The following is a 24,356-nucleotide window of genomic DNA, read 5'->3' as shown; positions in this document are numbered from 1 at the left end:
GTCCGTCACTGGCGACGAACTACAAAAGACGCTAGAACAGGTCTATGGATTTGCAAAATAAAATTTTCGTTGGACTCCCATGAAGCACGGATGTTTCACCATATGTCGGAAATTCTCCCTGGCGCTGGCGATCCTGGCGCTGGCCGGCTGCTCGTATTTCTTCGCGCCGCGGGTCGAGTTGCAGCGGCTGACCCTGGATGTCGCCGCGCGCGCCAACGACGACTCGCCGATCGCCGTGGACTTCGTCGCGGTGAAGGATGCGGAGCTGTTCAAGGAGCTGGCCGGACTGCCGGCCAGCCAGTGGTTCGCCAATCGCGAGCAGTACCGCCGCGACTACCGGCAGCAGTTCGCGGTATGGAGCCTGGAGCTGGTCCCGGGGCAGTTCATCGAGTCGGAGTCGTTCCCCTTGCGCGGCGACCGCGCAACTGGACTTTTGGTCTTCGCCGGCTATAACACACCCGGCGCGCACCGCTTGCGCCTCGACCAGCAGCAGCGCGTCTGGCTGCGTCTGGATACCCGGGAAATGCGACTGGTCAACGATCCCGCCGCGCCCTAGCGAAGGGGCAGGCGAGCGACCGTCGTGCACGACAACGTAGGACGTCGAAGGGGAGTCGTATGAGTGTTCTGCCTGACGCGGTGTGCTGGCACGAAGGGATGCAACTGCTTCCCCAGCATTTCCAGTTGCAGGGATTGCGTGCCGAGGCGCTGGCGGCGCGCACCGGACAGGCCTGCAACCCTTGGTTCTGGGGCGTGACCGCCCTGGAACTGGACCCCTCGGCGTTGTGCGCCGGCCAAGTGCGGATCCTGCACCTCGAAGCGATCCTGCCCGACGGCCTGCCGGTGAGCGTGCAGGCTGGTGTCGACGCACCGCTGGAGTTCGACCTGGAGACTGCGCTGGCGGCCGCCGAAGGGCCGCTGCTGAACGTCCACCTGGCGGTCAGTCCGCTGTGGCGGGCGGGTCAGTTGCTGCCGCTGAAGGGCCGTCTGCAATCGCGGGTCGGCGCGCCGCTGCCGGACCTGGCCAGCGGCGAGCACCCCGAGCCGATCACCGTCTGGCGAGCGTCGCTGCGGCTGGTCGGCGACGACGGCAAGGCCGACTCCGTGTGCCTGCCGTTGCTGCGCGTGGCGAAGGAGGGCGGCGCCTATGTCAGCCTGCCCTACGTCCCGCCGACGCCATTGGTGCTGCCGGAGTCGCCCCTGGGCAGGCGCGTGCAGTCGCTCTGCGCGCGGGCCCGGGAGAAGGCGCTGTTCCTCGGCGGGCGCCTGCGCCTGGCGCAGCAGGCGGGCAACCAGGACGACGCGGTGGAAGTCCGTCGCCAGCTCGCCGCGCTCTGGACCCGCCTGCCGGAGGTGGAAGGCCTGCTGGCAAGCCGCGCGGCCTCGCCGCTGGCCCTGCACGGCAGCCTGCTGGGCCTGGCCGGGGCCTGGGCGGCGCTCGATCCGCTGGCCGGCGTGCCGGCCTTCGAAGCGCTCGACTTCCTCGACCTGCGGCGTGGCTACGAGCCGCTGCTGGACTGGCTGGAGCGCGCCATCGAGTCGATCCGCGCGGGCTACCGCTGCCTGCCGTTCGAGCAGGAGGAACAGGTATTTTCCGTGCGCCTGCCCGATCCGGCGCCGCGTCAGCGCCTGGTGGTCGGCCTGCGGATGCCCGCCGGCGCCGGCGAACAAGCGGCGGCTGACTGGCTGGAGCGCGCCATCGTCGCCTCCGACCCGCACCTGCCGTTGCTCGCCCGGCAACGCATGAGCGGGCTGGCGCGGCAGCCGATGAATCGCCAGGAACAGGTGGCCTACAGCGTTGGCGACGATACCCGTTTGTTCGTCGTGCAGGGCGCCGGCGACTGGTTCGATGCCGGCCAGCCGCTGCGCATCGTCGCGCCGGTCAGCGGGGTCGCCAGCAGTCCCTGGCAGATCGTGCTGTTCGTCGCCGACGGCAGCGACAACACCTAGACAGGAAGGAGCCGCCAATGCCCGAAGGGAGTGCAGGGCCTTTTTCCCAGGCGTACCAGGAGCAGCCGCTCAGCACGGCATTCCGCCAGGCCTGGCAGGAATGGCTGGAGGCCTGGGGCGCCCTCGACCGCGACGCCCAGGATGTGCCACGGATGGTCGAGCGCGCCCTCGAACTGTCCACCCGCATCACCCGGCGTCTGTGGCGCAGCGCCTTCGCCAGCGTCGGCGACGCGGCGGGCGTGCAGGTCAAGGCGATGGTCTATGCCTTCGTCGCCCTGGTCGACGAGACCCTGGTCTTCAGCGCCTGGCCGGGGCAGGGCGCCTGGCAGGAAAAACCGCTGGAGTCGCATCTCTACGGCAGTCGCCAGGCGGGCGAATACCTGCCGCTGGCGATCAAGCGCCTGCTCGACGAACGCGCCCCGGCCAGTCGCGACCTGGCCAACGTCTACCTGCAATGCCTGATCCTCGGCTTCCGCGGTCGCCTGCGCGGGCCGCGCGGCGAGGCGCTGCACGAGAAGTGGCGGCAGGCGCTGTTCGCCTTCGCCTGGCAGCGCGAGGCGGACGCCGCCGACCTCGGCCGTCGCCTTGAGCAGCCCGCCGCCGCGCCGCCACGGCGCCTGCCGGTGCGCGCGGCGCTGCCGGACGGTTTCCGCCTGGGCCTGGCGGTGCTCGGCCTGGTGCTGCTGATGAGCGGCATCGGGCACCTGTTCTGGCGCGACATCCAGCATGAAATGGCGGCGGTGACCCACCTGGCCGATGCGGAGCAGGCGCCATGAGCGGCGCGACGCTGTTCATGCTGGTTCTCCTCCTGGTGCTGGTGGTGCTGCTGCTGGGGGCGCTGGGCTGGTGGTGGCGAACCCGCGGTGGTACGGAGATCCGCAGCTTCTACGCGGCGGTCCGGCAGATGGAGCGCGAGCAGGGCTGGCAGGGCCGCTACGAAGCGCCGTGGTTGCTGATGCTCGGCAACGAGACCGAGGGCGAGCAGTTGTGCGCCACCTGGCGCCTGCTGCCGGTGGCGCGCCCGGCCTGGTTCGGGCGCTGGTGGTCGGACGGCGAGGGGGCGATCCTGCTGGTGCCCGAGTCGGTGTTCCTGCCCGACGAGGGCCTGCGCCGGCAAAGCGGCGCCTGGCTGCGCCTGTTGCGTCTGTTCCTGCGCCTGCGCGGCAGGCGCGCGCTGGACGGAGTGGTCTGGAACATTCCGCTGGCGCGGCTGCAGGATGGCGAGCAGGCGGCCAACCTCGGCCTCGCCGCCCGTCGTCGCTACGTGGAACTGACCCAGCGCCTTGGCCTGAGCCTGCCGGTGTACGTGGTGATCACTGGCCTGGAAGACCTGCCGGGTTTCCAGGAACTTCTCGCGGCGCTGCCCGAGGAGGCGCGCGAGCGCGCCCTCGGCTGGTCCTCGCCGTTCGCCGCCGAGGCGGCCTGGCAGTCGCGCTGGTGCGAGCAGGCGCTGGAGGAAATCACCGCCACCCTGACCGAGTCGATCGTCGAACTCGGTACCTTGCGCGGCCAGGTGAACAACGACCTGTATTGCCTGCCGCCACGCCTGGAAAGCCTCCGCGGTTCGTTGCAGGCGCTGCTCGAACCGGTCTTCCAGGGCAACGCCAGGGGCGAGGCGCCGCGCTTTCGCGGTCTCTACCTGAGCGGCAGCGAGGCGGCGGGGGCGGCAAGCGACGAAGCCCTGCCGGCGGTCGACGCGCCGCGTCGGCGCAGCAGCTTCGCCAGCCAACTGTGGGCACGGCGGATCCTTGCCGAGGAAGGCCTGGCCCAGGCGGTGCCGCGCATCCTCCAGCTGCGCCAGCGCTGGCAGCGCGGTATCGGCCTCGCTGCGCTGTGCCTGTGCCTGCTCTGGGGCGGCCTGATGACCTGGGTCTGGCGTGACGCGCTGCGCGACGCCGGCGAACTGTCGCAACTGCTGCATGGCGCCAGCGAGCGCTACCAGCCGCTCGACGACGACACCCGGCGCGCCGCCCAGGTCCGGCAGAACGTCCAGGCCTGGTGGCAACTGGTGGCACAGGCGCCGCGCTGGCGCTTCACCTCGCTGGCATTCCCCAGTTCCTGGTTTTCCTCCCTGGACGCACGCATCGACAGCGCGTATCGCCGCGTTTCCGAGCGCCTGCTGGTACGCCCGCTGCGCAGCCTGCTGGAAGGCGAGGCGAGCGACCTGCGGGCGATCCGCAGCGACGGCCAGCCCGGCCTGAAGGAGGGCGACGACCCCAGCCAGTGGAAGGACTACCTGGCGGCGAAGGACCTGGTCGCCCGCGCCACCACCCTGGAGCGCCACAATCGCCTGTTCGCCCAGGCCATCGACAACCGCAAGACGCCGCTCGACGACCTTCTGCAACTGAGTAACGATGCCTTGGGCAGCAGCTACAACGCCGGCAGCCTGGCGCGCCTGGCCTATTACAACCGCACGCTGTTCGCCGAGCGTCCGGCCGATCTCGCCGCCCTCGACCTGGGCCGGGTCGGCGCCACGGCGGCGGATAACTTCCATGACCTGATGGCACGCTGGCTGAACGCCTACTTCCTCACCGACAGCCTGGAACGCACCGGCAATGCCCTGACCCAGGAACTCACGCAGCTCGGCCAGGAACGAGATGCCACGGCGGCCCAGTTGCTGGGGGTCGGCGAATTGATCAACCACCTGCAGCAGCAGGTCAACCGCATCAACCTGATCTGGGGCAATGGCGTCGGCCAGGATCTCGTCCCTGGCTACCAGAACCTGCTCAAGAGCGCCCAGCAAAGCAGCCTGCTGGGAGACCGCGTGGAGGAACTGCAGAACCTCACGGTGCAGTTGCAGCAGCAGTTCCGCAGCGAATGGATCGCACCTCCGGAGGCTGCCGGCGACGGCCTGCTGGTGAAGCAGGGGGCGACCCTCAAGCTGGCCGATGACCTGCTCGGCCTGAAACGCGCCATCGATGACCTGAAGACCAAGGACTTCGTCTCCGTGGCCCTGGCCGGCAAGACGCTGGCGGAGCACTCCCTGCTGAGCATCGACGACATCGGCGTGACCCAGGCGTTGAGCTTCTTCAACGACTTCAGCGGCTACTACGAGAGCACCCTGCCGTCGCTCAACCCGCGCTATCGCTACTCGGTCCTGCACGCCGCCGCCAGCGCGACGACCGAGGCCATGTGGCAAAGCCTCGGGCCGCGCAGTCGCAGCCTGACCAGCCGCAATGCCTCGCGCTTCGACGTGCAGGTCAAGCAGGTCCAGGCATTGCAGGCGGCGCTGCTGGAGTTGCAGGACATGCAGGCCGGCGCGCGCCTGCTGGCCAGCCTCAACGCGCTGGCCGTGGCCGATATCGGCCAGGCCCTGCGCGACATCGACGAGCAGGCGGTGCTGCGCGAGCCGGTCGATTTCAGTCGCTGGTCGGGCGCGCCGAATTTCGGCCTGCAGGCGTTCCGCGCCCAGGACAGCGCCGAGCTGAAGCAGAGCCTGACCAGCCAGTTCAATGCCATGGCCGCGGTCGCCGAGCGCCACGCCCCGGCGCTGGAGTGGCTGCAGGCGCAGCAGTCCAGCCTGGCCACCGCCGACTACAACGCGTTCGTGCGCTTCAGCGCGCTCAACGCCGAACTGCAGAAATTCAAGGCCGACAACCCGGCGAGCACCGCGGCGCAGCTGGCGAAGCTGGTGGGTAACGATTTCAACCAGATGGACATCGGCAGTTGCGCCGACATTCTCAACGGCGTGCTCCTGCCGTCCAGTCGCAGCGACCTGGCGACGCGCCTGGTGGACCTGCGCCAGGGCGCGCTCGGGCGCTGCCAGTCGTTGCAACAGCAGCAGGCGGCGCAGGCCTGGAAGGACCTCGCCGACTACTTCAACCAGTACCTCGCCGGACGCTTCCCCTTCGCCTACAGCCTGGAAGCGGCCGATGCCGAGCCGGGGCGGGTGCGGCACCTGCTGAAGCTGATGGAGACGCGCTTGCCGCAGGTGCGCGAAGGGCTGGCCCAGGTTCGCTCGCCGGACCTGCCGGCCGCCGAGGACTTCGTCCGCCGCCTGGAGCAGGCGCAGGGCTGGCTCGGCCCGCTGTTCGAGCGCGACAAGTCGGGCCTGCTCGGCGTCGCCCTGGACATCGACTGGCGCAGCGACCGCAGCCTGGAACGCGGCGCCGACCAGGTGATCGCCTGGAGCCTGTACTCGGGCGACCAGGAAAGCCGGTTCCCCGGCGCGCAGGACAAGGGCCTGATCTGGAACGTCGGCGATCCGCTGAAGATCATGCTGCGCTGGGCGAAGAACGGCTCGCAGCGCCCGGCAGACGACCCGCGCCAGGCCAGCCTGGCGGTGGCCGACCTCGAGGCCGGCTGGAGCTACCAGGGCTCCTGGGCGCTGCTGCGCATGATGCGTGCGCACTTCTCCCGGCAGCGCCCGCCGAACGTCGACTACACGGAGTTTCCGCTGGTCCTGCAACTGCCGGTGTATGCACCCTACAGCCCGGAAAACGAGGCGCGGATGTTCCTCCGCCTGTCGTTGATGAGCCTGGGCGGCAAGACCCCGCTGTCCATCCAGCCGCTGCCGGTGCGCGCGCCGCAATCGCCGTTCGCGACGCTGTTGCCGGCCACCGTCGCCAGCACCGGAGGTATCCCATGACCCTGCCTCTTTCCGGCAACGCCCTGTCCCTGGAAGTGCTGCTCGAACCCATCGCCGCGGAACAGCCGTGCGGCCCCAGCCTGCGCTACGACCCGGACTACGACCGCCTGCGCGAGTTGCGCCGGGAGGACGACAGCAGCCTGCCGACCGGCGTCTGGCAGGCGGAAGCCAAGCGCGCCGACTGGGCCGCGGTGGAGCAGTTGGCCAGCGAACTGTTGCAGCGGCGCAGCAAGGACCTGATGCTCGCCGCCTGGCTCGGCGAGGCCTGGCTGCAACGCGGCGGGCTGGGCGGATTGCAGCGCGCGCTGGTGCTGCTGGCGGAACTCTGCGAGCGCTACCCCGAGGAGGTGCATCCGCAAGCCCAGGACGGCGACCAGTCGTGGCGGGTGCCGCCCATCGACTGGCTGTTGCGCCGCTATGCCGAGCTGCTGCACACGCGCCTGCCGCTGATGGGGCAGGGCGCCTTCGCCGAGATCACCCTCTATGCCTGGCAGAGGTTGCAGCGCCAGCAGGTCGCCAGCGGCGACAGCAAGAGCGCCAAGGCGGCGCTGGAAGCGGCGCAACTTCAGCAGAAGAAGCTCGACGAAGCGTTGCGCGCGGAGCCCCTGGTGCAATGGCAGCGCAAGCAGGCCAGCCTGCTCGCCTGCCAGCAGCAGCTGCAACGCCTGGAACAGTGGTGCGACCGCTGCCTGGGCGAACTCGCCCCCAGTTGCCAGCCGCTGCGCGAGGTCATCGCGCAATGGCTGGCCTTGCTCAAGGAGTTCATCGCCATGCACCCGCATGCGCCGCTGCCCGAAGAACAGCCACCGGTCGCGGAGGCGGACGCCGCCGAAGGCGACGCGGACGGCGAGGAAAGCGTCCCGGCGAGCGCGCCGAGCGGACCGGCTGGCGCGCCGACCAGTCGCGAGGACGCCTATCGGCAACTGCTGCTGATCGCCGACTACCTGGCGCGCACCGAGCCGCACAGCCCGGTTCCCTACCTGATCAAGCGCGCGGTGGAATGGGGCAACAAGCCGCTGAGCGAGCTGCTGGCGGAGCTGATCAATGCGGACTCGGAGGCGCGCCGGGTCTGGTCGCTGCTTGGCGTGCTGCCCTAGGATGCGGGGCTATATCTTCTATTCGAATATATAAATACGAATTCAGAATTTTTTAATCTATGGGTTCCTGGGGCAAGATGGGCGCACATTCCCCGGCTCGGAACCCAGCATGTCCGTCATCACCCATCCCCACGCCCGCGAGCTGACCAAATCGGTGCGCGCCACCGTGCTGGTGTTCAACGACCCCCGTTCCCGCGAGCTGCTGGAGCGCATCGAGCGCCTGGCGCCCAGCGAGGCCAACGCGCTGGTCATCGGCGAGACCGGCACCGGCAAGGAGCTGGTGGCGCGCCATATCCATGCCCTCAGCGGACGCAGCGGCGGCCCGTTCGTCGCGGTCAACTGCGGTGCTTTCGCCGAGAGCCTGGTGGAGAGCGAGCTGTTCGGCCACGAGAAGGGCGCCTTTACCGGTGCGTTGCAGTGCAAGGCCGGCTGGTTCGAGGCGGCCAACGGCGGCACCTTGTTCCTCGACGAGATCGGCGACCTGCCGCCGAGCATCCAGGTCAAGCTGCTGCGCGTGCTGCAGGAGCGCGAGGTGGTGCGGCTCGGTTCGCGCCGGCCGATCCCCATCGACGTGCGGCTGGTGGCGGCGACCAACGTCGACCTGGCCGACGCGGTGGTCGCCGGACACTTCCGCGAGGACCTGTTCTACCGCCTGCACGTGGCGACCATCCAACTGCCGCCGTTGCGCGAGCGCCGTGGCGATATCCTGCCGCTGGCCGAGTACTTCATCGCCGAGCACTGCCGGCGCCTCGGCTACACCAGCGCGAGCCTGAGCCCGGAAGCCGAGCGCAAGCTGCTCGGGCATTCCTGGGCGGGCAATATCCGCGAGCTGGAGAACGCCATCCACCACGCGCTGCTGGTCTGCCGCAACCGCCTGATCCAGCCGGCCGACCTGCACCTCATCGACATGCGTGCGCGCCAGGAGCCGAGCGGCTTGCGCCGCGCCCCCGAGAGCGCCGCCGGCTCGGCGCTGGAAGCGGCGCTGCAGGCACTGTTCGAGGAAAACCGCGAGGATCTCTACGAGCACATTGAGGAAACCGTGTTCCGCGCCGCCTATCGCTTCTGCCACGGCAACCAGTTGCAGACCGGACGCCTGCTGGGGATCAGCCGCAACATCGTGCGCGCCCGCCTGGAGAAGATCGGCGAGCTGGAAACCTCGCCACGACACAACGTGGTCTCGCTGGTGGGCAAGTGAGCGTGGTGCTTTACAGTCTTTCACAATTCCCCCACAAAACCGGCAAGAACCCGGACGGCGGCTGTTCTACAACGGAGCGGTGAATCTCGTTGGCCGGACCAGGGACGTCGCCATGCCTCGCTCCGCTCGCCTGTGTCGCTCGCTCCCGGTAGCCGCTTTCCCGGCCGCGCCGAGTCCGCCCGGTCCTCCAGTCACAGCAACCTTGGTTTCCCGACCCGGCGAAGAGGATCGCTGCATGCCGTACTGTTCGCCGGAACAACTCGCCGACCTCGGCCCGCTGCTGGATTGCCTGCGCCGCTGGCCGCGCATCCGCGAGCCGCGGCCGGGGGTGTTCTACCTGGGCGACCAGCCGTTCTGCCAGTTCCATTCGCGCAATGGCCAGCGCTGGGCCGACGTCAAGCGCCGCAAGGGGCGCCTGCCGCCGTTCGTCCTGCCGCCGGGCGACCAGTATTCGGCGCGGGCATTCCAGATATTCCTGCTCCAGGCCTACAAGCTGAACTGAACTGTTGCCCGGGCAACAGTCGGACAGCAGCGCTGTTGCGTGGCTGACAGGCCGAGGCCGGAAACCCGCCGCAACTGCCCGGAAAACGCACATTTCCCCGTTGGTACGGCCCTTGCTCCAGGGCACTGCACCTAGCGCAACAGTCCACAGGGAAATCCCATGACCAGCCCCTTCAAAGTCGTCGCCGTCTCCGGCGGCACCTATCGCCCGTCCCGCACCCTGGTACTCACCCAGGCCCTGATCGCCGAGCTTGGCCAGTCGCTGCCGATCGACAGCCGGGTCATCGAGCTGACCGACATCGCCGCGCCGCTGGGCGCTACCCTGGCGCGCAACCAGGCGCCGGCGGAACTGCAGGCGGTGCTCGACGAGATCGAAAGCGCCGACCTGCTGCTGGTCGCCTCGCCGGTCTACCGTGGCTCCTATCCGGGCCTGCTCAAGCACCTGTTCGACCTGATCGACCTCAACGCCTTGATCGACACCCCGGTGCTGCTCGCCGCCACTGGCGGCACCGAGCGCCACGCGCTGGTCCTCGACCACCAGTTGCGCCCGCTGTTCAGCTTCTTCCAGGCGATCACCCTGCCCATCGGGGTCTATGCCAGCGAGGCCGACTTCGACAACTACCGGATCGTCAGCGAGCCGCTGAAGGCGCGCATCCGCCTCGCCGCCGAGCGCGCCGCGCCGCTGTTCGGCGGACGCTCCGAACTGTTGAAGATCGCCTGAGGTGCGCCGATGAACGTGTTCTGGTTCCTCCCGACCCACGGCGATGGCCACTTCCTCGGCACCAGCCAGGGCGCGCGGCCGGTCTCGCTGCCTTACCTGAAGCAGGTGGCACAGGCGGCCGACAGCCTTGGCTATCACGGCGTGCTGATCCCCACCGGACGCTCCTGCGAGGACTCCTGGGTGGTGGCCTCGGCGCTGGCGCCGCTGACCGAGCGCCTGCGCTTCCTGGTGGCGATCCGTCCGGGAATCGTTTCGCCGACCGTCTCGGCGCGGATGGCGGCGACCCTCGACCGCCTGTCCGGCGGGCGCCTGCTGATCAACGTGGTCACCGGCGGCGATCCCGACGAGAACCGCGGCGACGGCATCCACCTCGGCCACGCCGAGCGCTACGAGGTCACCGACGAGTTCCTTCGGGTCTGGCGGCGCGTCCTGCAGGGCGAGGCGGTGGACTTCCACGGCAAGCACATCCACGTGGAGAACGCCAAGGCGCTCTATCCGCCGCTGCAACGGCCGTATCCGCCGCTGTACTTCGGCGGTTCCTCGGAGGCCGCCCACGAACTGGCCGGCGAACAGGTGGACGTCTACCTGACCTGGGGCGAGCCGTTGCCGGCGGTGGCGGCGAAGATCGCCGACGTGCGCCAGCGAGCGGCTCGCCATGGGCGTACGGTGAAGTTCGGCATCCGCCTGCATGTGATCGTCCGCGAAACCGCCGAAGAAGCCTGGCGCGCCGCGGACAGGCTGATCGAACACATCTCCGACGAGACCATCGCCGCCGCGCAGCAGTCCTTCGCCCGTTTCGACTCCGAAGGCCAGCGACGCATGGCCGCGCTGCACGGCGGCCGCCGCGATCGCCTGGAGATCCAGCCGAACCTCTGGGCCGGGGTCGGCCTGGTGCGCGGCGGCGCCGGCACCGCGCTGGTCGGCGATCCGCGGCAGGTGGCGGAGCGCATCGGGGAGTACGCCGAGCTTGGCATCGACAGCTTCATCTTCTCCGGCTATCCGCACCTGGAAGAGGCCTACCGCTTCGCCGAACTGGTCTTCCCGCTGCTGCCCGAACCCTACGCCAGCCTGGCCGGCCGTGGGCTGACCAACCTGACCGGGCCGTTCGGCGAAATGATTGCCAACGACGTGCTGCCGGCTCGCGCCGGCGCTTGAGCGGCCGTGCCCCCGAGGAGAAACGCCCTGTGAATGCGAAGACCCGCCCCGAGGCGCAAACGCCGTTGCAGATTGCCCGGCGCCTGGCCGCCGATTTCGCCGAGAACGCCGCCGAGCGCGACGTCGCCGGCGGCACCCCGAAGGCCGAGCGCGACGCGTTGCGCCGCAGCGGCCTGTTGTCGCTGATCATTCCGCGCGAATACGGCGGCCTGGGGGCGAGCTGGAGCGAAACCCTGCAAACCGTGCGCGAACTGGCCCGGGTCGACAGCTCGATCGCCCACGTCTACGGCTTCCAGCACCTGATGCTGGCCACCGTGCGCCTGTTCTCGCGGCCCGAGCAATGGCAGCCGTGGTTCGAGCTGACCGCGCGCAACCGCTGGTTCTGGGGCAACGCGCTGAACCCGCTGGACAACCGTACCGTGGCCCGGCGCTTCGACGGCTGGCGCGAGTTCTCCGGGAAGAAGAGCTTCTGCTCCGGCGCCCGCGATTCGGAGATGCTCATCGCCTCGGCGCTGGACGGCGAGGGCGGGCCGCTGCTGATCGCCGCCATCCCCACCGCGCGCAGCGGTATCAGCCTGGGCCAGGATTGGGACAACATGGGCCAGCGGCAGACCGACAGCGGCAGCGCGATCTTCGAGCGAGTGCGGGTGGAGGAGAGCGAGTTGCTGCTCGATCCCGGGCCGCTGAGCACGCCGTTCGCCTGCCTGCGGCCGCTGATCGCCCAGTTGATCTTCACCGAGGTGTTCCTCGGCATCGCCGAAGGCGCCTTCGAGGAGGCTCGCCAGTACACCCTGCGCGAAGCGCGACCGTGGTTCCGCTCCGAGGTCGCCGAGGCCAATGCCGACCCCTATGTGCTGGCGCGCTACGGCGAATTCTGGGTCGGCCTGGAAAGCACCCGGGCGCTGGTCGAGCGCGCCGCGCAACGCCTTGACGCCGCCTGGTCCAAGGGCCCGGCGCTGGACGCCAGCGAGCGCGGCCAGTTGGCCCTGGCCATCGCCGCCGCCAAGGTCGCCGCGACGCGCAACGGCCTCGACCTGTGCAACCGCATGTTCGAAGTCACCGGCGCCCGCTCCACTCACGCCGCCCTGCGCCTGGACCGCTACTGGCGCAACCTGCGCACCCAGACCCTGCACGACCCGCTGGACTACAAGATCCGCGAGCTGGGCGACTGGGCGCTGAACCAGTCACCGCCGCAACCGACCTTCTACTCATGAACGCTTCTACCCATACTCCCGACCGGCTGCTGACGCTGCCACGTTCGCCGAACCTGGCGACCTCGATCCGCGCCACCGCCCAGGTCTTCGAGGACCCGAAGTCCCAGGCCCTGCTCGAACACCTGCGCCAGGTGGCGCCGAGCGAGGCCAGCGTGCTGGTGATCGGCGAGACCGGCACCGGCAAGGAACTGGTGGCGCGGCATATCCACAACCTCAGCGCGCGGCGCAACGGCCCGTTCGTGGCGGTCAACTGCGGGGCTTTCTCCGAGTCGCTGGTGGAAGCCGAGCTGTTCGGCCACGAGAAGGGCGCCTTTACGGGCGCCCTGGCGGCCAAGGCCGGCTGGTTCGAGGAAGCCAACGGCGGTACCCTGTTCCTCGACGAGATCGGCGACCTGCCGATGCCGATCCAGGTCAAGCTGCTGCGCGTGTTGCAGGAGCGCGAGGTGGTGCGCCTGGGTTCGCGCAAGAGCATCCCCATCGACGTGCGCGTGCTGGCGGCGACCAACGTGCAACTGGAGCGGGCGATCAACGCCGGGCACTTCCGCGAGGACCTGTACTACCGGCTCAATGTCGTCAGCCTGGAGCTGTCGCCGTTGCGCGAGCGACCCGGCGACATCCTGCCGCTGACCCGCCACTTCATCGCCGAATACAGCCGTCGCCTGGGCTACGGCCAGAGCCAGTTGAGCCCGGAGGCGGCGCAGAAATTGCGCGCCTATTCCTGGCCGGGGAACATCCGCGAGCTGGAGAACGTCATCCACCATACCTTGCTGATCTGCCGCGACGGGCTGATCCGCGCCGATGACCTGCACCTGTCCAACCTGCGCCTGGAGCGTGGCGAGGAGCTGGCGCGCGGGGTCCCGGCGAGCGGCGCCGCCGAGCACTTGTTGCAGCAGGCTTTCCAGCGGCTGTTCGAAGAGCAGGGCGAGAACCTCCATGGGCGGGTCGAGGATGCCCTGCTGCGCGCGGCGTACCGTTTCTGCCATGGCAACCAGGTGCATACCGCCAACCTGCTGGGACTCAGCCGCAACGTCACGCGCACGCGGCTGATCGCCATCGGCGAGCTGGTGGTGAACAAGCGCGGTGGCCAGCGGATCGATGGCGAGCGGGCGGTGCGGTTGTCGATCTGAGTTCAGGCGCTCGGGATCGCGGCGGATAAGCGCAAGCGGTTATTCGGCCAACCTCCCGCGACTATCCGCCGTGCCGGCGCTGCGGCATTCGCCCAAACCCAGCCGGGCGCAGTAGACTCGGCGCTTTGCGGAGCGTCTGGCTCCGCGCTCTGCGCCAGGTGGAACCGTCCGATGCCCGATACCTCTCCCGATCTGCCGGCCACGTCGCCGCTCGCCGCCTATCGTCAGGCCGTGGAACAGCGCGGTTTCGCTCCCGACGAGGCGCAGCGGCGCGCCGCCGAGGCGCTGGAGCGTTGTTTCCAGGCCCTGCACGAGCCGCACCGCCACGGCGCGATCCAGGGCGTCTACCTGTGGGGACCGGTAGGACGCGGCAAGACCTGGCTGATGGATCACTTCTACCAGTGCCTGCGCGTGCCCGCGCGGCGCCAGCACTTCCACCACTTCATGCAATGGGTGCACCAGCGCCAGTTCGAACTGACCGGTACAGCCGACCCGTTGCGCGCCCTGGCCCGCGAGTTGGCGCGGGACGTGCGGGTGCTGTGCTTCGACGAGCTGTTCGTCAGCGATATCGGCGACGCCATCCTGCTCGGCAGCCTGCTGCGCATCATGTTCGAGGAGGGCGTGGTGCTGGTCGCCACTTCCAACCAGCCGCCGGAGCAGTTGTACGCCGACGGCTTCAACCGCGAACGCTTCCTCCCGGCGATCGAGGCGATCCAGCGGCACATGGCGGTGGTCGCGGTGGATGGCGGCGAGGACCACCGCCTGCATCCCGGCCGGGCCGAGCAACGCTACTGGGTGGTGGAGGCGGGGCAGGCGGGCGGTTTCGCCGAACTCTTCGCGCGCCTGAGCGCCGGCGAAGTGGTGTCCGCGCAGCCCATCGAGCTGGGGCACCGCCCGCTGGCGGTGCGCCGGCACAGCGAGTCGGTGCTCTGGTGCAGCTATGCGCAGCTCTGCGAGGTACCGCTGTCGGCGCTGGACTTCATCGGCCTTTGCGACCGCTACCGGGCGATCCTGATGGACGACCTGCCGTGCCTGAGCGCCAGCCAGCGCGAAGGCCGCATAGCCCGTGGCACCGAGGACGGCGCGCAACTGGTGGAGGCGGGGGATCGCGAATTGCCGCAGTTGTCGGTGCACGACGACGGCGTGCGGCGCTTCATCGCCCTGGTGGACGAATGCTACGACCGCAAGGTGCCGCTCTACCTGGAGGCCAGGGTGCCGTTGGAGGCACTTTATACCGAGGGCTACCTGGCCTTCGCCTTCCGTCGCACCCTCAGCCGGCTGCGCGAGATGCAGCTGGCACGCTTCGGCAGCGACAGCGCCGGCTAGCGCCGCGCCGCCGAAGCGGGAACTGCGGATGGCCGCCCGCGCTCATCCGCCGGCCAGGCCGAGGCTCAGTAGCCGTGCCGGCGCAGCAGCGCGTCCATGTCTTGCGCCGCCGGGCGGCCCTGGAACTTCAGCAGTTCCGAGGTGCGGTTGGTGAAGAAACCGTCGACGCCGGCCGCGCCTAGGGCCTTGAAGTCTTCCGCCGAGTCCACCGAGTAGGCATGGATGAACAACCCGCGCGCGTGGGTCATGCGGTTCATCCAGGGTTTCACCAGGTCGGCGTAGCTCTGTTCGCCGCGTTCGCTGAGGGTCGCCGAGGGCCCGGTGCCCAGCGCGCCGTGGGCCTTGGCCCAGTCCAGCCAGGCGCCGAACTCGGCTTCGGACTTCACTTCCTGCCTGGCGTAGAAGGCCGCCTTGTCGGTTTCCCCGGATTCCTTGAAGGTCACTGGCGAGCGGGCTTCCAGGTAGCCGTCGCCGAGCCACAGCAGGAGAATCTTCGGCACTTGCGGCATGCTTTCTTGCAGCAGTTCCAGGCTGCTCTTCTCGAAGGTCTGCAGGATCACCCGGCCATTGCCGTGGGCCACGTCGACATGCCCGGCGGCGGCGCGCTCGCGGGGTTGCAGCCAGCCGCGGCGTTCCAGCAGCTTGCGCAGGTCGTCTTCGATGCCGGGGAATTGCGCCGGTACCTTGGTCTCCAGGTACAGGCCCGGCTTGTTGGCGCCGCCCTCGGCGATGTCGAGCATCTCGTCGAGGGTGAGGATGCGCAGGCCGACGAAGCCGGGCCGGGCGCGCTCGGGGAAGGCGCGATTGAACCAGGAGCCGGCGTCCAGGCGCTTGAGTTCGGCGAGAGTGAAGCTGCTCACCGGGTCCTTGGCGCGCCCCGGGAAGACCTCGGCGACGTCGGTGGTGCGCTCCAGGGTGTCGTCGTGGAGGGCGACCAGTACGCCGTCGCGGCTGCGCTGCACGTCGGCTTCCAGGTAGTCGGCGCCGAGGTCGCGGGCCAGCAGGTAGGCCGCGGCGGTTTCCTCGGGGGCGTCGTACGAGGCGCCGCGGTGGGCGATGACCGCCGGCCAGGGCACGCCGGCGGCGGCGCTGAGGGCCTTGCCGGACGGCTCCGCGGCCTGGGCGGCGAGCCCCGCCGTCAGGCCGAGGAGGCCCAGGGTCTTGAATGTTCCTTGCCAGAATCTTTGCCGCATGAGGCGCCTTTCCTTCTTTCTTTTTCACGGGATTGCCGACCAGTCTGGCGTCGCCGGATGACCGCAGGACGACAGATACAGGTCTGTCCGGCGCGGGGAAAGATGCGCTGTCGCGGCGACGCTGGTTCCTGTCGCCCTCGGCAAAGCGCCAGCCCTCCCAGGCCGGGAGGGCGGATTCTACAGGCGTTTGTTCAGCAGGCGGGCCAGGCGGTCGCCGCCGAACTGGATCAACGTGACCAGCAGCACAAGGACGATGATCACGGTGAGCATCACCTGGGTGTCGAAGCGCTGGTAGCCGTAGCGGTAGGCCAGGTCGCCCAGGCCGCCGGCACCGATCGCGCCGGCCATGGCCGAGGAATTGATCATGGTCACCAGGGTGATGGTGAAGCCGCCGACGATGCCCGGTCGCGCCTCCGGCAACAGTACGTTGCAGATGATGTGGCGGCGTTCGCAGCCCATCGCCTGGGCCGCCTCCACCAGGCCGTGGTCGACTTCGCGCAGGCTGACCTCGGCGATCCGCGCGAAGAACGGCGTGGCGGCGATGGTCAGCGGCACCACCGCGGCCCAGACTCCATAGCTGGTGCCGACGATCATCCGGGTAAAGGGAATCAGCGCCACCATCAGGATCAGGAAGGGTACCGAGCGTAGCACGTTGACCAGACCGCCCAGGATGCGATTGAGCAGGCGCGCCTCGAAGATCCCGCCCGGCCCGGTGGTGACCAGCACCAGGGCCAGCGGGATACCCACCAGCAGGACGATGGCGGAGGACGCGCCGATCATCAGCAGCGTATCGAGGAAACCTTGCCAGAGCCGTTCAAGCATGGGCGACATGGCCGAGCACCTCCACCTTGTCCGCCACCAGCGCGGCCTTGGCCAGCACGCCGGGAAGCTCGCCGGGCGGCGCGCCGACCTGTAGCAGCAGGCGCCCCAGGGCGCGGCCCTGGATCCGCTCTATGCCGCCGTGGAGCAGGTCGACGCGCTGGCCGATGGCCCTGGCGATGGCCAGCAGGTCCGGCACCCGTCGGCTGGCGCCGGTGTACTGGAGATCGAGCAGCACCGGGTCGCCGGCGCCGGGAGCCTGGCGCAGGCGCGCCTGGAGGTCGGCCGGGAGGGCGGCGCGCAGGCTGCCGAGCAGGCTTCGGGTGACGGCATGGCGCGGATCGCCGAAGACTTCCCAGACTTCGCCCTGTTCGACGATGCGGCCGCATTCGAGGACCACCACGCGGTCGCAGATCTCGCGGATGACCGCCATCTCGTGGGTGATCAGGACGATGGTCAGGCCCAGCCGGCGGTTGATGTCGCGCAGCAGCGCGAGGATCGCCTGGGTGCTCTCCGGGTCCAGCGCCGAGGTGGCTTCGTCGCAGAGCAGGATCTGCGGCTGGTGCACCAGCGCGCGGGCGATGCCGACGCGCTGTTTCTGCCCGCCGGAGAGCTGCGCCGGGTAGGCGTCGCGTTTTTCCTCCAGGCCGACCAGTTGCAGCAGCCCGGCGACCCGCTCCTCGATCCGTGCCCGGGGCACCCCGGCCACCCGCAGCGGCAGGGCGATGTTCTGCCACACGGTCTTGGCCGACATCAGGTTGAAGTGCTGGAAGATCATGCCGATGCGTCGGCGCAGGGCGACCAGACGCTGGCCGTCGTAGCCGCCGATGTCTTCATCGTCGATCAGCACCTGCCCCTCGCTGGGACGCTCCAGGCGATTGAGGGTGCGGATCAGCGAGGACTTTCCGGCGCCGCTGCGGCCGATGATGCCGAACACTTCGCCGCGGCGGATTTCCAGGTCGATCTCCCGCAGGGCCTGGACCCCGCCGGGGTAGCGCTTGCCCAGGCCGTGGAGACGGATGTGCGGCGTGGAGGCGGGCGTGTCGGGCGCCGTCGGGAACGGTTCGAGGGGCAGCAGGCTCGGGGGAACGGTCATGGTCGTCACTCCCAGCCCGGCTGGTACAGCGTGCCATGGGCCTTGTCCAGCGCGGCGCGGACCACCGGCGAATGCTGGTAGATGTCGACGAAGCGCGCCAGGCGGCCGTCGCGGTCCTGGTAGTCGCCGCGGGTGACGAACTGGATCACGTATTCCCGGTTGTCGATCCCGTCGAACAGCAGCGCCCGGGTCGGGTCGATAGTCCCGGCCAGGCGCAGGTAGTGCGGGTAGCCCTGGGCCAGGTCGAAATCGTCGAGGGCGCGCGCCAGTTGCACCGCCTCCAGCTCGGTGATGCGGATGTCCTTCGGGTTGTCGACGATATCGTCGAGGGTCGCCTTGTAGCCGACGCCGTCCCTGAGCTTCAGCAGGCCGGCCTTCTGTAGCAGTTGCAGGCCGCGGCCGCCATTGATCGGGTCGTTGGCGATGGCCACGCTGGCGCCTTCCGGCAACTCTGCGAGGCTGGCGTAGCGCTTCGAATAGAGCCCGACGTTGTTGATGATCCCCGGCGCGAACGGCTTCAGCCGGAAGCCGCCTTCGCGGTTGGCGTTTTCCAGGAAGGGCACGTGCTGGAAGTAGTTGGCGTCGATGTCGCCCTGGGCGAGGGTGATGTTGGGGGCGTTCCAGTCGCTGAACTCGACCAGTTCGACCTTCAACCCCTGCTTGCCGGCTTCGCTCACGGCGACTTCCAGCGGCGGGGCGAAGGCGGCGGTGGTGCCGATCTTCAGCGGGGCGTCGGCGGCCTGGGCCGGGCCGCTGCCGAGGAGGACGGCCAGGCTCAGGGTTTTCAGGGTGTTCAGCATGGTGGGCTCCTGAACGAAAGGGAAAGTGGGGTCAGGCCTGGCGCTGGTGCGCGGCCGGGGGCTGGCGGAAGGCGGCGCCGGCGTGTTCCGCCTGCAGGCGCGCGCGGCCGCCGCCGAAGAGCTTCTCCCGCAGGGTGCCGGGGGCGTAGGCGGTCTTGTAGCTGCCGCGTGCCTGCAACTCGGGCACCACCAGGTCGATGAAGTCGGCGTAGCTCTCCGGCTCCACGGTGCGGGTCAGGTTGAAGCCGTCCAGGCCGGTATCGGCGATCCAGCCTTCGAGGTCGTCGGCGACCTGGCGCGGGTCGCCTACCAGGGTCACGTAGCGGCCGCCCAGGGCCAACTGGTCGAGGAGCTTGCGCACGGTGGAGTCGGTGCGCGCCACGGTGAGGTTCTTCACCACCGACTCGATGGCGTTGTTCTTCTCGTAGCGGATCGGTTCGTCGAGCCCGTAGCGCGACAGGTCGATGCCGCTGGAGCTGGCGAAGTGCGCCAGGCCGGCCTCGGGGCTGGCGTAGCGGCGGTACTCGGCATGCTTGTCGCGGGCCTCGGCCGCGGTGGCGGCGACGATCACGTTGATGCCCATGAAGATCCTGATGTCCTCGGCGCGACGGCCGGCGCCGACCACCGCCGCGCGGATGCGCTGCACCAGTTGGCGGGTGGCCTCGCGGGTCTGTCCGGAGACGAACACGCATTCGGCGTGGCGCGCGGCGAAGGCCAGGCCACGCTCCGAGGAGCCGGCCTGGAACAGCACCGGGGTGCGCTGTGGAGAGGGCTCGGCGAGGTGGTAGCCCTCGACCTGGTAGAACTCGCCATGGTGACGGACCTTGTGGATCTTCTCCGGCCGCGCGTAGACCCGTCGCTGGCGGTCGGCGAGCACCGCGTCGTCTTCCCAGCTGCCCTCCCAGAGCTTGTAGAGGACCTCCAGGTACTCGTCGGCGCGGTCGTAGCGGCGGTCGTGCTCGATCTGCGCGGACTGGCCCATGGCCTTGGCCGCGCTTTCCAGGTAGCCGGTGACGATGTTCCAGCCGATCCGCCCGTCGCTCAGGTGGTCGAGGGTCGAGAGCCGCCGGGCGAACGGGTAGGGCGCCTCGTAGGTGAGGTTGGCGGTGACGCCGAAACCCAGGTGCTCGGTGACCCCGGCCATGGCCGAGACCAGCATCAGCGGGTCGTTCACCGGCAACTGGACGGCTTCGCGGGCGGTCACCTCGATGCCGCCCTGGTAGACGTCGTAGACGCCGAGGATATCGGCGATGAACAGGCCGTCGAACAGGCCGCGCTCCAGCAGCCGGGCCAGCTCGGTCCAGTGGCGCAGTTTGCGGTAGTCGCTGGAGCGGTCGCGCGGGTGGGTCCAGAGGCCGTGGTTGATATGGCCGACGCAATTCATGCTGAAGGCGTTTAGGAGAATCTGCTTCTTGCTCATGGCGGTTCCTTCGGCGTTCAGAGCGTGCCGCGGCGTGGCGGCAGGCGACCGTTGAGGTAGTAGTCGCCGACTGCGTGGTACTTCCAGCGCACCGGGTCGTGCAGGGTGTGTACGCGGGCGTTGCGCCAGTGGCGGTCGAGACCGAGTTCGGCGAGACAGGCGCGGCTGCCGCCAAGCTCGATCAGCTTGCTGCCGGCCAGCAGGGCGACCTCGGTGGTCAGCGCGCGGGCTTCGGCGACGGCGATCGAGGCGGCCGCCACGCTTTCCGCGTCCGGCTCGGCGGTGGCCCGGTCGAGCACCCGCCCGGCACGCTCCAGCAGCGCTTCGGCGGCGTGCAGGCGGATCGCCAGGCGGCCGATCTCGTGGATGGTCAGTGGGTCGTCGCTGGCCTTGTCGACGCCGGAGTCGACCCAGGGCCGGGCGCGCTCGCGGACGAAACGCAGGGTGTCCTCGAAGGCGCCGCGGGCGATCCCGGCGTCGATCGCCGCGTGGAGGATCTGCGCCAGCGGGCCGACGGTGGTCGGGCGCTCGAAGGCGTCCTGGAACGAGACCACGTCCTCGGCGGCCACCGCTACCCGGTCGAACAGCGCCGAACCGCTGCCGGTGGTGCGTTGACCGAAGCCGGACCAGTCGTCGACGATTTCCAGCCCGGCGCTGTCGCGCGGGACGAAGGCCAGTTGCTGGCGGCCCTCGTCGTCCACCGCCAGGGTCGGCACCCGCTGCGCGTAGAGTGCGCCGGTGCAGTAGAACTTGCGCCCGTCCAGGCGGTAGCCGTCGCCGTCGGCGCGCAGGCGGGTACGGCGCTCGCTGGCGGTACGCGTGCCGATCTCGGCCAGGGCGTTGCCGAAACGCTCGCCGGCCAGGGCGGCGCCGAACAGGCGACCTTTCTGCGCCGGCGAGCCGTTCACCCGCAGCACTTCGAGGGCGTAGAAATGGTTCTGCGGAATCTGCCCCAGGGAACTGTCGGCGGCGCTGACGATCGCCACCACCTTCGCCAGGGTCACCCGCGAGACGCCGGCCCCGCCGTATTCGCGGGGCACCGCGATGCCCCACAGGCCGGAGCGGGAGAACAGTTCCAGTTCTTCCAGCGGCAGGCGCCGCTCGCGGTCGCGCTGGATGCTTTCGCGGGCGAACAGGGCGGCCAGCTCGCGGGCCGTTTCCAGGGCTTCGTCGTCGCTGCCGATGCGATGGGCAGCGGCCGTGGGATTGTCGCGCGTAGCGTGTGCGAGGCTCATCGGGCGCTCCTCAGATCCATGAGTGACGCGCCGGACGGGCGCCGTTCAGGTAGTAGTCGCCGACCGCGTGGATCTTCCAGCGTACCGGGTCGTGCAGGGTGTGGGTGCGGGCGTTGCGCCAGTGCCGGTCGAGGTTGAACTCGGCGAGCGTGGCGCGGCTGCCGGCCAGCTCGAAGAGCTTCTCGCTGGCGGCCAGGCTGATCTCGGTGCTCAGCACCTTGGCCTCGGCCACGGCGATCGAGGCGCGTGCCGCCGACTCGGCGTCCACCGGCCGCGCGGCCACTTCGTCGAGGACCTGGCCGGCCTTCTCCAGCAGGGCGTTGGCGGCGTGCAGCTCGATTTGCAGGCGGCCGACCTCGGCGATGCTGTAAAGCTCGTCGCTGGCGCGTTCGACCTGGGCGTCGATCCAGGGCCGGCTGCGTTCGCGGACGAACGCCTGGGTGTCGTCCAGCGCCGCCTGGGCGATGCCGGCGTCGATGGCGGCCTGGATCAGTTGCGAGACGGCGCCCTGGAGGCTCGGGATCTCGGCCAGCAGGCCGTTGTGGATCAGCATGTCGCCGGCTACCGGAACCTCGTCCAGCAGTACCGTGCCGCTGGCGGTGGTGCGCTGGCCGAAGCCGGACCAGTCGTCGACGATGCGCAGGCCGGGAGCGCCGCGCTCGACGAAGAGCATCACCGCGCGCTCTTCCTCGTCGATGGCCTTGACCGCCACCCAGTGGGCGAACAAGGCGCCGGTGGAGTAGAACTTCTCGCCGCTGACCCGGTAGCCGTCGCCGTCGCGACGGACCCGCGCCTTCAGCTCCAGGGTATGGCGGGTATTGCGTTCCGGGCCGGCGTTGGCCAGCCGGCGGCCGTCGAGGATGCCACGGAACAGCTTGCGTTTCTGCGCCGGGCTGGCGACGTTGTCGATCACGCTGAGCAGGCCGAACTGGTTCTGCGGAATCTGTCCGAGGGCCGGGTCGGCGGCACAGATGACGCGGAACACCTCGGCCAGGGTCACGTGGGAAACCTGCGCGCCGCCATAGGCGCGGGGAATGCCGATGCCGCCCAGGCCGAGGCGGGTGAAGAGTTCCAGTTCCTGCCAGGGCAGGCGTCGTTCGCGGTCGCGTAGCGCCGCTTCGCGACGGGCCAGCCCGGCTACCTCGTGGGCGGCCTGCAACGCCTGGGCGTCGTTCTCGATGAGGCGTGCCGGGAGTAGCCGGGGCGCCTGGTCACGAAGATCCTTGGGTGCGGTTTCGTCGGTCATGGTTCAGCCTTGCAGCGTGGTGGTTCCGCCAGCGGCATCGGTGTGGCGCGGCTCGCGGGTTCGGTGGTGCGGGTGGAACGCCTGGAGAAGGGAGGGGAAACAGGCGGTAACGACATGCTCGCTGGGCACCTCTGGCAGTTCGGATAGGTGGCTGGCGCGATCGCCAAGCCTCTGCCAGGTCTGTTTGCACAAGCCGTGCCGTTTGCTAATCCATAGGAAAATCAAAGGGTTGTCGATTTACTCCAACAGTTTTTGCTGGTCCGCGGGCGCTGCCTGTTGCTCCGCTGTTGCCAGGGCAACAGTTACCGGCGGATTACAGCCGGATGCCGCGCGCCGGCGCCGTGCTGCTAGGGTGATAGGGTTTCGCGCGCGGCGGCCTGGCGCGCGCCCACCCACTCGGATCGTCGAAGGAACTCCCATGCAGAGCGCTAACGCTTCAGAACTCACCACCGACATCGCCGTGATCGGCGGCGGCGCGGCCGGCATCGGCGTGATCGCCAGCCTGCTGAAACGTTCGCCGGGGTTGCGTATCAGCCTGATCGAGCCGGCGGACACCCACTACTACCAACCGGGCTGGACCCTGGTCGGTGGCGGCGCCTACGCCCAGGGCGACACCGCGCGGCCGATGGCCGGGCTGGTCCCGGCCGGCGTGGAGTGGTTGCGCACCCGTGTCGAGCGGGTCGACCCCGAGGCGCGCCGGCTACTGCTGGAGAGCGGCGGCAGCCTGGAATACCGCAACCTGATCGTCTGCCCCGGCCTGCGCCTGGCCTGGGAGCGCATCGAGGGCCTGGAGGAGACCCTCGGGCGCAACGGCGTCACCTCCAACTACCGCTACGACCTGGCGCCCTATACCTGGGAGCTGGTGCGCGGCCTGCGTGGCGGCAAGGCGCTGTTCACCCAGCCGGCGATGCCGATCAAGTGCGCCGGGGCGCCGCAGAAAGCCATGTACCTGTCCTGCGACCACTGGCTGCGGGAGGGCGTGCTGCAAGACATCGAGGTCGAGTTCGACCTGGCCGGCGCGGCGTTGTTCGGCGTCGCCGATTTCGTTCCGCCGCTGATGGAATACGTGCGCAAGTATTCGGCCGAGCTGGCGTTCAATTCCAACCTGGTGAAGGTCGACGGCGCGGCGCGCAAGGCCTGGTTCGAGGTGAAGGACGCCGACGGCAACACCAATCTGGCGGAAAAGGACTTCGACCTGCTGCACGTGGTGCCGCCGCAACTGCCGCCGACCTTCGTCGCCGCCAGCGGCCTGGGCGACGCGGCCGGCTGGTGCGAAGTCGACCCGGCGACCCTGCAACATGTCCGCCATGGCGAGATCTTCGCCCTCGGCGATGTCTGCGGCACCGCCAACGCGAAGACCGCGGCGGCGGCGCGCAAGCAGATCGTGGTGGTGGCCGAGAACCTTCTCGGCCTGCGCAGCGGCCGTGGCCTGCCGCTGCGCTACGACGGTTACGGCGGTTGCCCGCTGACCGTCGAGCGCGGCCGGGTGGTGCTGGCGGAGTTCGGCTACGCCGGCAAGCTGCTGCCGACCTTCCCGCTGGAGCCCACCGCGGCCAGCCGCTTCGCCTGGCTGCTCAAGCGCCACGTACTGCCCTGGGTGTACTGGAACGCCATGCTCAAGGGCCGGGAGTGGCTGGCGCGGCCGGGGCGCTAGACCGGGCGGCAGCCCTCGGCCT

At 69.5% G+C, this 24,356-nt stretch carries 20 protein-coding genes; 13 read left to right on the top strand and 7 right to left on the bottom strand.

Annotated features, from left to right (window positions below; genetic code table 11):
- Nucleotides 1–79 precede the first annotated feature (79 nt).
- The 12 genes from HMPREF2914_RS09870 to zapE all read left to right on the top strand — a co-directional run bounded on the left by HMPREF2914_RS09870 (nucleotide 80) and on the right by zapE (nucleotide 14,871).
- Nucleotides 80–556, top strand: a complete 477-nt coding sequence (locus HMPREF2914_RS09870; protein WP_003089492.1) for a hypothetical protein — start codon at nucleotides 80–82, stop codon at nucleotides 554–556.
- Between the two features lie 59 nt (nucleotides 557–615).
- Complete coding sequence (gene tssK, locus HMPREF2914_RS09865) at nucleotides 616–1,947, top strand: type VI secretion system baseplate subunit TssK (RefSeq protein ID WP_023091759.1); 1,332 nt, start codon at nucleotides 616–618, stop codon at nucleotides 1,945–1,947.
- 17 nt (nucleotides 1,948–1,964) lie between these two features.
- Entirely contained in the window at nucleotides 1,965–2,723 is a 759-nt protein-coding gene (locus tag HMPREF2914_RS09860) for a DotU family type IV/VI secretion system protein (protein ID WP_003131567.1), read from the top strand.
- Nucleotides 2,720–6,535 (top strand): type VI secretion system membrane subunit TssM, encoded by a 3,816-nt coding sequence (locus HMPREF2914_RS09855; RefSeq protein ID WP_023091760.1) that lies wholly within the window; start codon nucleotides 2,720–2,722, stop codon nucleotides 6,533–6,535. The genes HMPREF2914_RS09860 and HMPREF2914_RS09855 overlap by 4 nt, the downstream gene beginning before the upstream one ends.
- Nucleotides 6,532–7,632: a type VI secretion system protein TssA gene (gene tssA, locus HMPREF2914_RS09850; protein WP_023091761.1), complete on the top strand. Its 1,101-nt coding sequence runs from the start codon at nucleotides 6,532–6,534 to the stop codon at nucleotides 7,630–7,632. Before HMPREF2914_RS09855 ends, tssA begins: the two co-directional genes overlap by 4 nt.
- Nucleotides 7,633–7,741: 109 nt before the next feature.
- Nucleotides 7,742–8,827, top strand: coding sequence for a sigma-54 interaction domain-containing protein (locus HMPREF2914_RS09845; protein ID WP_023091762.1), 1,086 nt, complete (start codon nucleotides 7,742–7,744; stop codon nucleotides 8,825–8,827).
- 235 nt (nucleotides 8,828–9,062) lie between these two features.
- Nucleotides 9,063–9,329, top strand: coding sequence for a hypothetical protein (locus HMPREF2914_RS09840; protein ID WP_003089476.1), 267 nt, complete (start codon nucleotides 9,063–9,065; stop codon nucleotides 9,327–9,329).
- A 159-nt stretch (nucleotides 9,330–9,488) separates the two neighbouring features.
- On the top strand, nucleotides 9,489–10,049 hold the full coding sequence (gene msuE, locus HMPREF2914_RS09835) for an FMN reductase (RefSeq protein ID WP_003089470.1): 561 nt from the start codon (nucleotides 9,489–9,491) through the stop codon (nucleotides 10,047–10,049).
- Nucleotides 10,050–10,058: 9 nt separating this feature from the next.
- On the top strand, nucleotides 10,059–11,204 hold the full coding sequence (gene ssuD / locus HMPREF2914_RS09830) for an FMNH2-dependent alkanesulfonate monooxygenase (RefSeq protein WP_003104713.1): 1,146 nt from the start codon (nucleotides 10,059–10,061) through the stop codon (nucleotides 11,202–11,204).
- Between the two features lie 29 nt (nucleotides 11,205–11,233).
- Complete coding sequence (locus HMPREF2914_RS09825) at nucleotides 11,234–12,418, top strand: acyl-CoA dehydrogenase family protein (RefSeq protein WP_003089464.1); 1,185 nt, start codon at nucleotides 11,234–11,236, stop codon at nucleotides 12,416–12,418.
- The gene (locus tag HMPREF2914_RS09820; RefSeq protein WP_003089463.1) at nucleotides 12,415–13,545 is read left to right on the top strand and encodes a sigma-54 interaction domain-containing protein; all 1,131 of its coding nucleotides are present in this window, start codon (nucleotides 12,415–12,417) and stop codon (nucleotides 13,543–13,545) included. The genes HMPREF2914_RS09825 and HMPREF2914_RS09820 overlap by 4 nt, the downstream gene beginning before the upstream one ends.
- 171 nt (nucleotides 13,546–13,716) lie before the next feature.
- On the top strand, nucleotides 13,717–14,871 hold the full coding sequence (gene zapE, locus HMPREF2914_RS09815) for a cell division protein ZapE (protein ID WP_023091763.1): 1,155 nt from the start codon (nucleotides 13,717–13,719) through the stop codon (nucleotides 14,869–14,871).
- 65 nt (nucleotides 14,872–14,936) lie between these two features.
- Here zapE and HMPREF2914_RS09810 read toward each other — a convergent pair whose 3' ends face one another.
- The 7 genes from HMPREF2914_RS09810 to HMPREF2914_RS09780 all read right to left on the bottom strand — a co-directional run bounded on the left by HMPREF2914_RS09810 (nucleotide 14,937) and on the right by HMPREF2914_RS09780 (nucleotide 22,680).
- Entirely contained in the window at nucleotides 14,937–16,064 is a 1,128-nt protein-coding gene (locus HMPREF2914_RS09810; protein WP_003124592.1) for a glycerophosphodiester phosphodiesterase, read from the bottom strand.
- Nucleotides 16,065–16,241: 177 nt separating this feature from the next.
- Nucleotides 16,242–16,895, bottom strand: a complete 654-nt coding sequence (locus HMPREF2914_RS09805) for a methionine ABC transporter permease (protein ID WP_003111646.1) — start codon at nucleotides 16,893–16,895, stop codon at nucleotides 16,242–16,244.
- A complete protein-coding gene (locus tag HMPREF2914_RS09800; RefSeq protein WP_073668270.1) occupies nucleotides 16,879–17,988 on the bottom strand; it encodes a methionine ABC transporter ATP-binding protein in 1,110 nt (369 codons plus the stop codon). Before HMPREF2914_RS09800 ends, HMPREF2914_RS09805 begins: the two co-directional genes overlap by 17 nt.
- Nucleotides 17,985–18,779 (bottom strand): MetQ/NlpA family ABC transporter substrate-binding protein, encoded by a 795-nt coding sequence (locus HMPREF2914_RS09795; protein ID WP_009316120.1) that lies wholly within the window; start codon nucleotides 18,777–18,779, stop codon nucleotides 17,985–17,987. The genes HMPREF2914_RS09800 and HMPREF2914_RS09795 overlap by 4 nt, the downstream gene beginning before the upstream one ends.
- 31 nt (nucleotides 18,780–18,810) lie before the next feature.
- Nucleotides 18,811–20,199 (bottom strand): LLM class flavin-dependent oxidoreductase, encoded by a 1,389-nt coding sequence (locus HMPREF2914_RS09790; RefSeq protein WP_023091765.1) that lies wholly within the window; start codon nucleotides 20,197–20,199, stop codon nucleotides 18,811–18,813.
- 17 nt (nucleotides 20,200–20,216) lie between these two features.
- A complete protein-coding gene (locus tag HMPREF2914_RS09785) occupies nucleotides 20,217–21,434 on the bottom strand; it encodes an SfnB family sulfur acquisition oxidoreductase (RefSeq protein WP_003089457.1) in 1,218 nt (405 codons plus the stop codon).
- 10 nt (nucleotides 21,435–21,444) lie between these two features.
- Nucleotides 21,445–22,680, bottom strand: coding sequence for an SfnB family sulfur acquisition oxidoreductase (locus HMPREF2914_RS09780; protein WP_023091766.1), 1,236 nt, complete (start codon nucleotides 22,678–22,680; stop codon nucleotides 21,445–21,447).
- A 418-nt stretch (nucleotides 22,681–23,098) separates the two neighbouring features.
- Here HMPREF2914_RS09780 and HMPREF2914_RS09775 point away from each other — a divergent pair, with 418 nt between their 5' ends.
- On the top strand, nucleotides 23,099–24,334 hold the full coding sequence (locus HMPREF2914_RS09775; protein WP_015502896.1) for an NAD(P)/FAD-dependent oxidoreductase: 1,236 nt from the start codon (nucleotides 23,099–23,101) through the stop codon (nucleotides 24,332–24,334).
- Nucleotides 24,335–24,356 lie beyond the last annotated feature (22 nt).

Origin of the sequence: Pseudomonas sp. HMSC067G02 (assembly GCF_001813485.1) — a bacterium.
Taxonomy (GTDB): domain Bacteria; phylum Pseudomonadota; class Gammaproteobacteria; order Pseudomonadales; family Pseudomonadaceae; genus Pseudomonas; species Pseudomonas aeruginosa.
The sequence above is the reverse complement of the archived record's forward strand: the minus strand, read 5'-3'. Positions and strand labels throughout refer to the sequence as shown.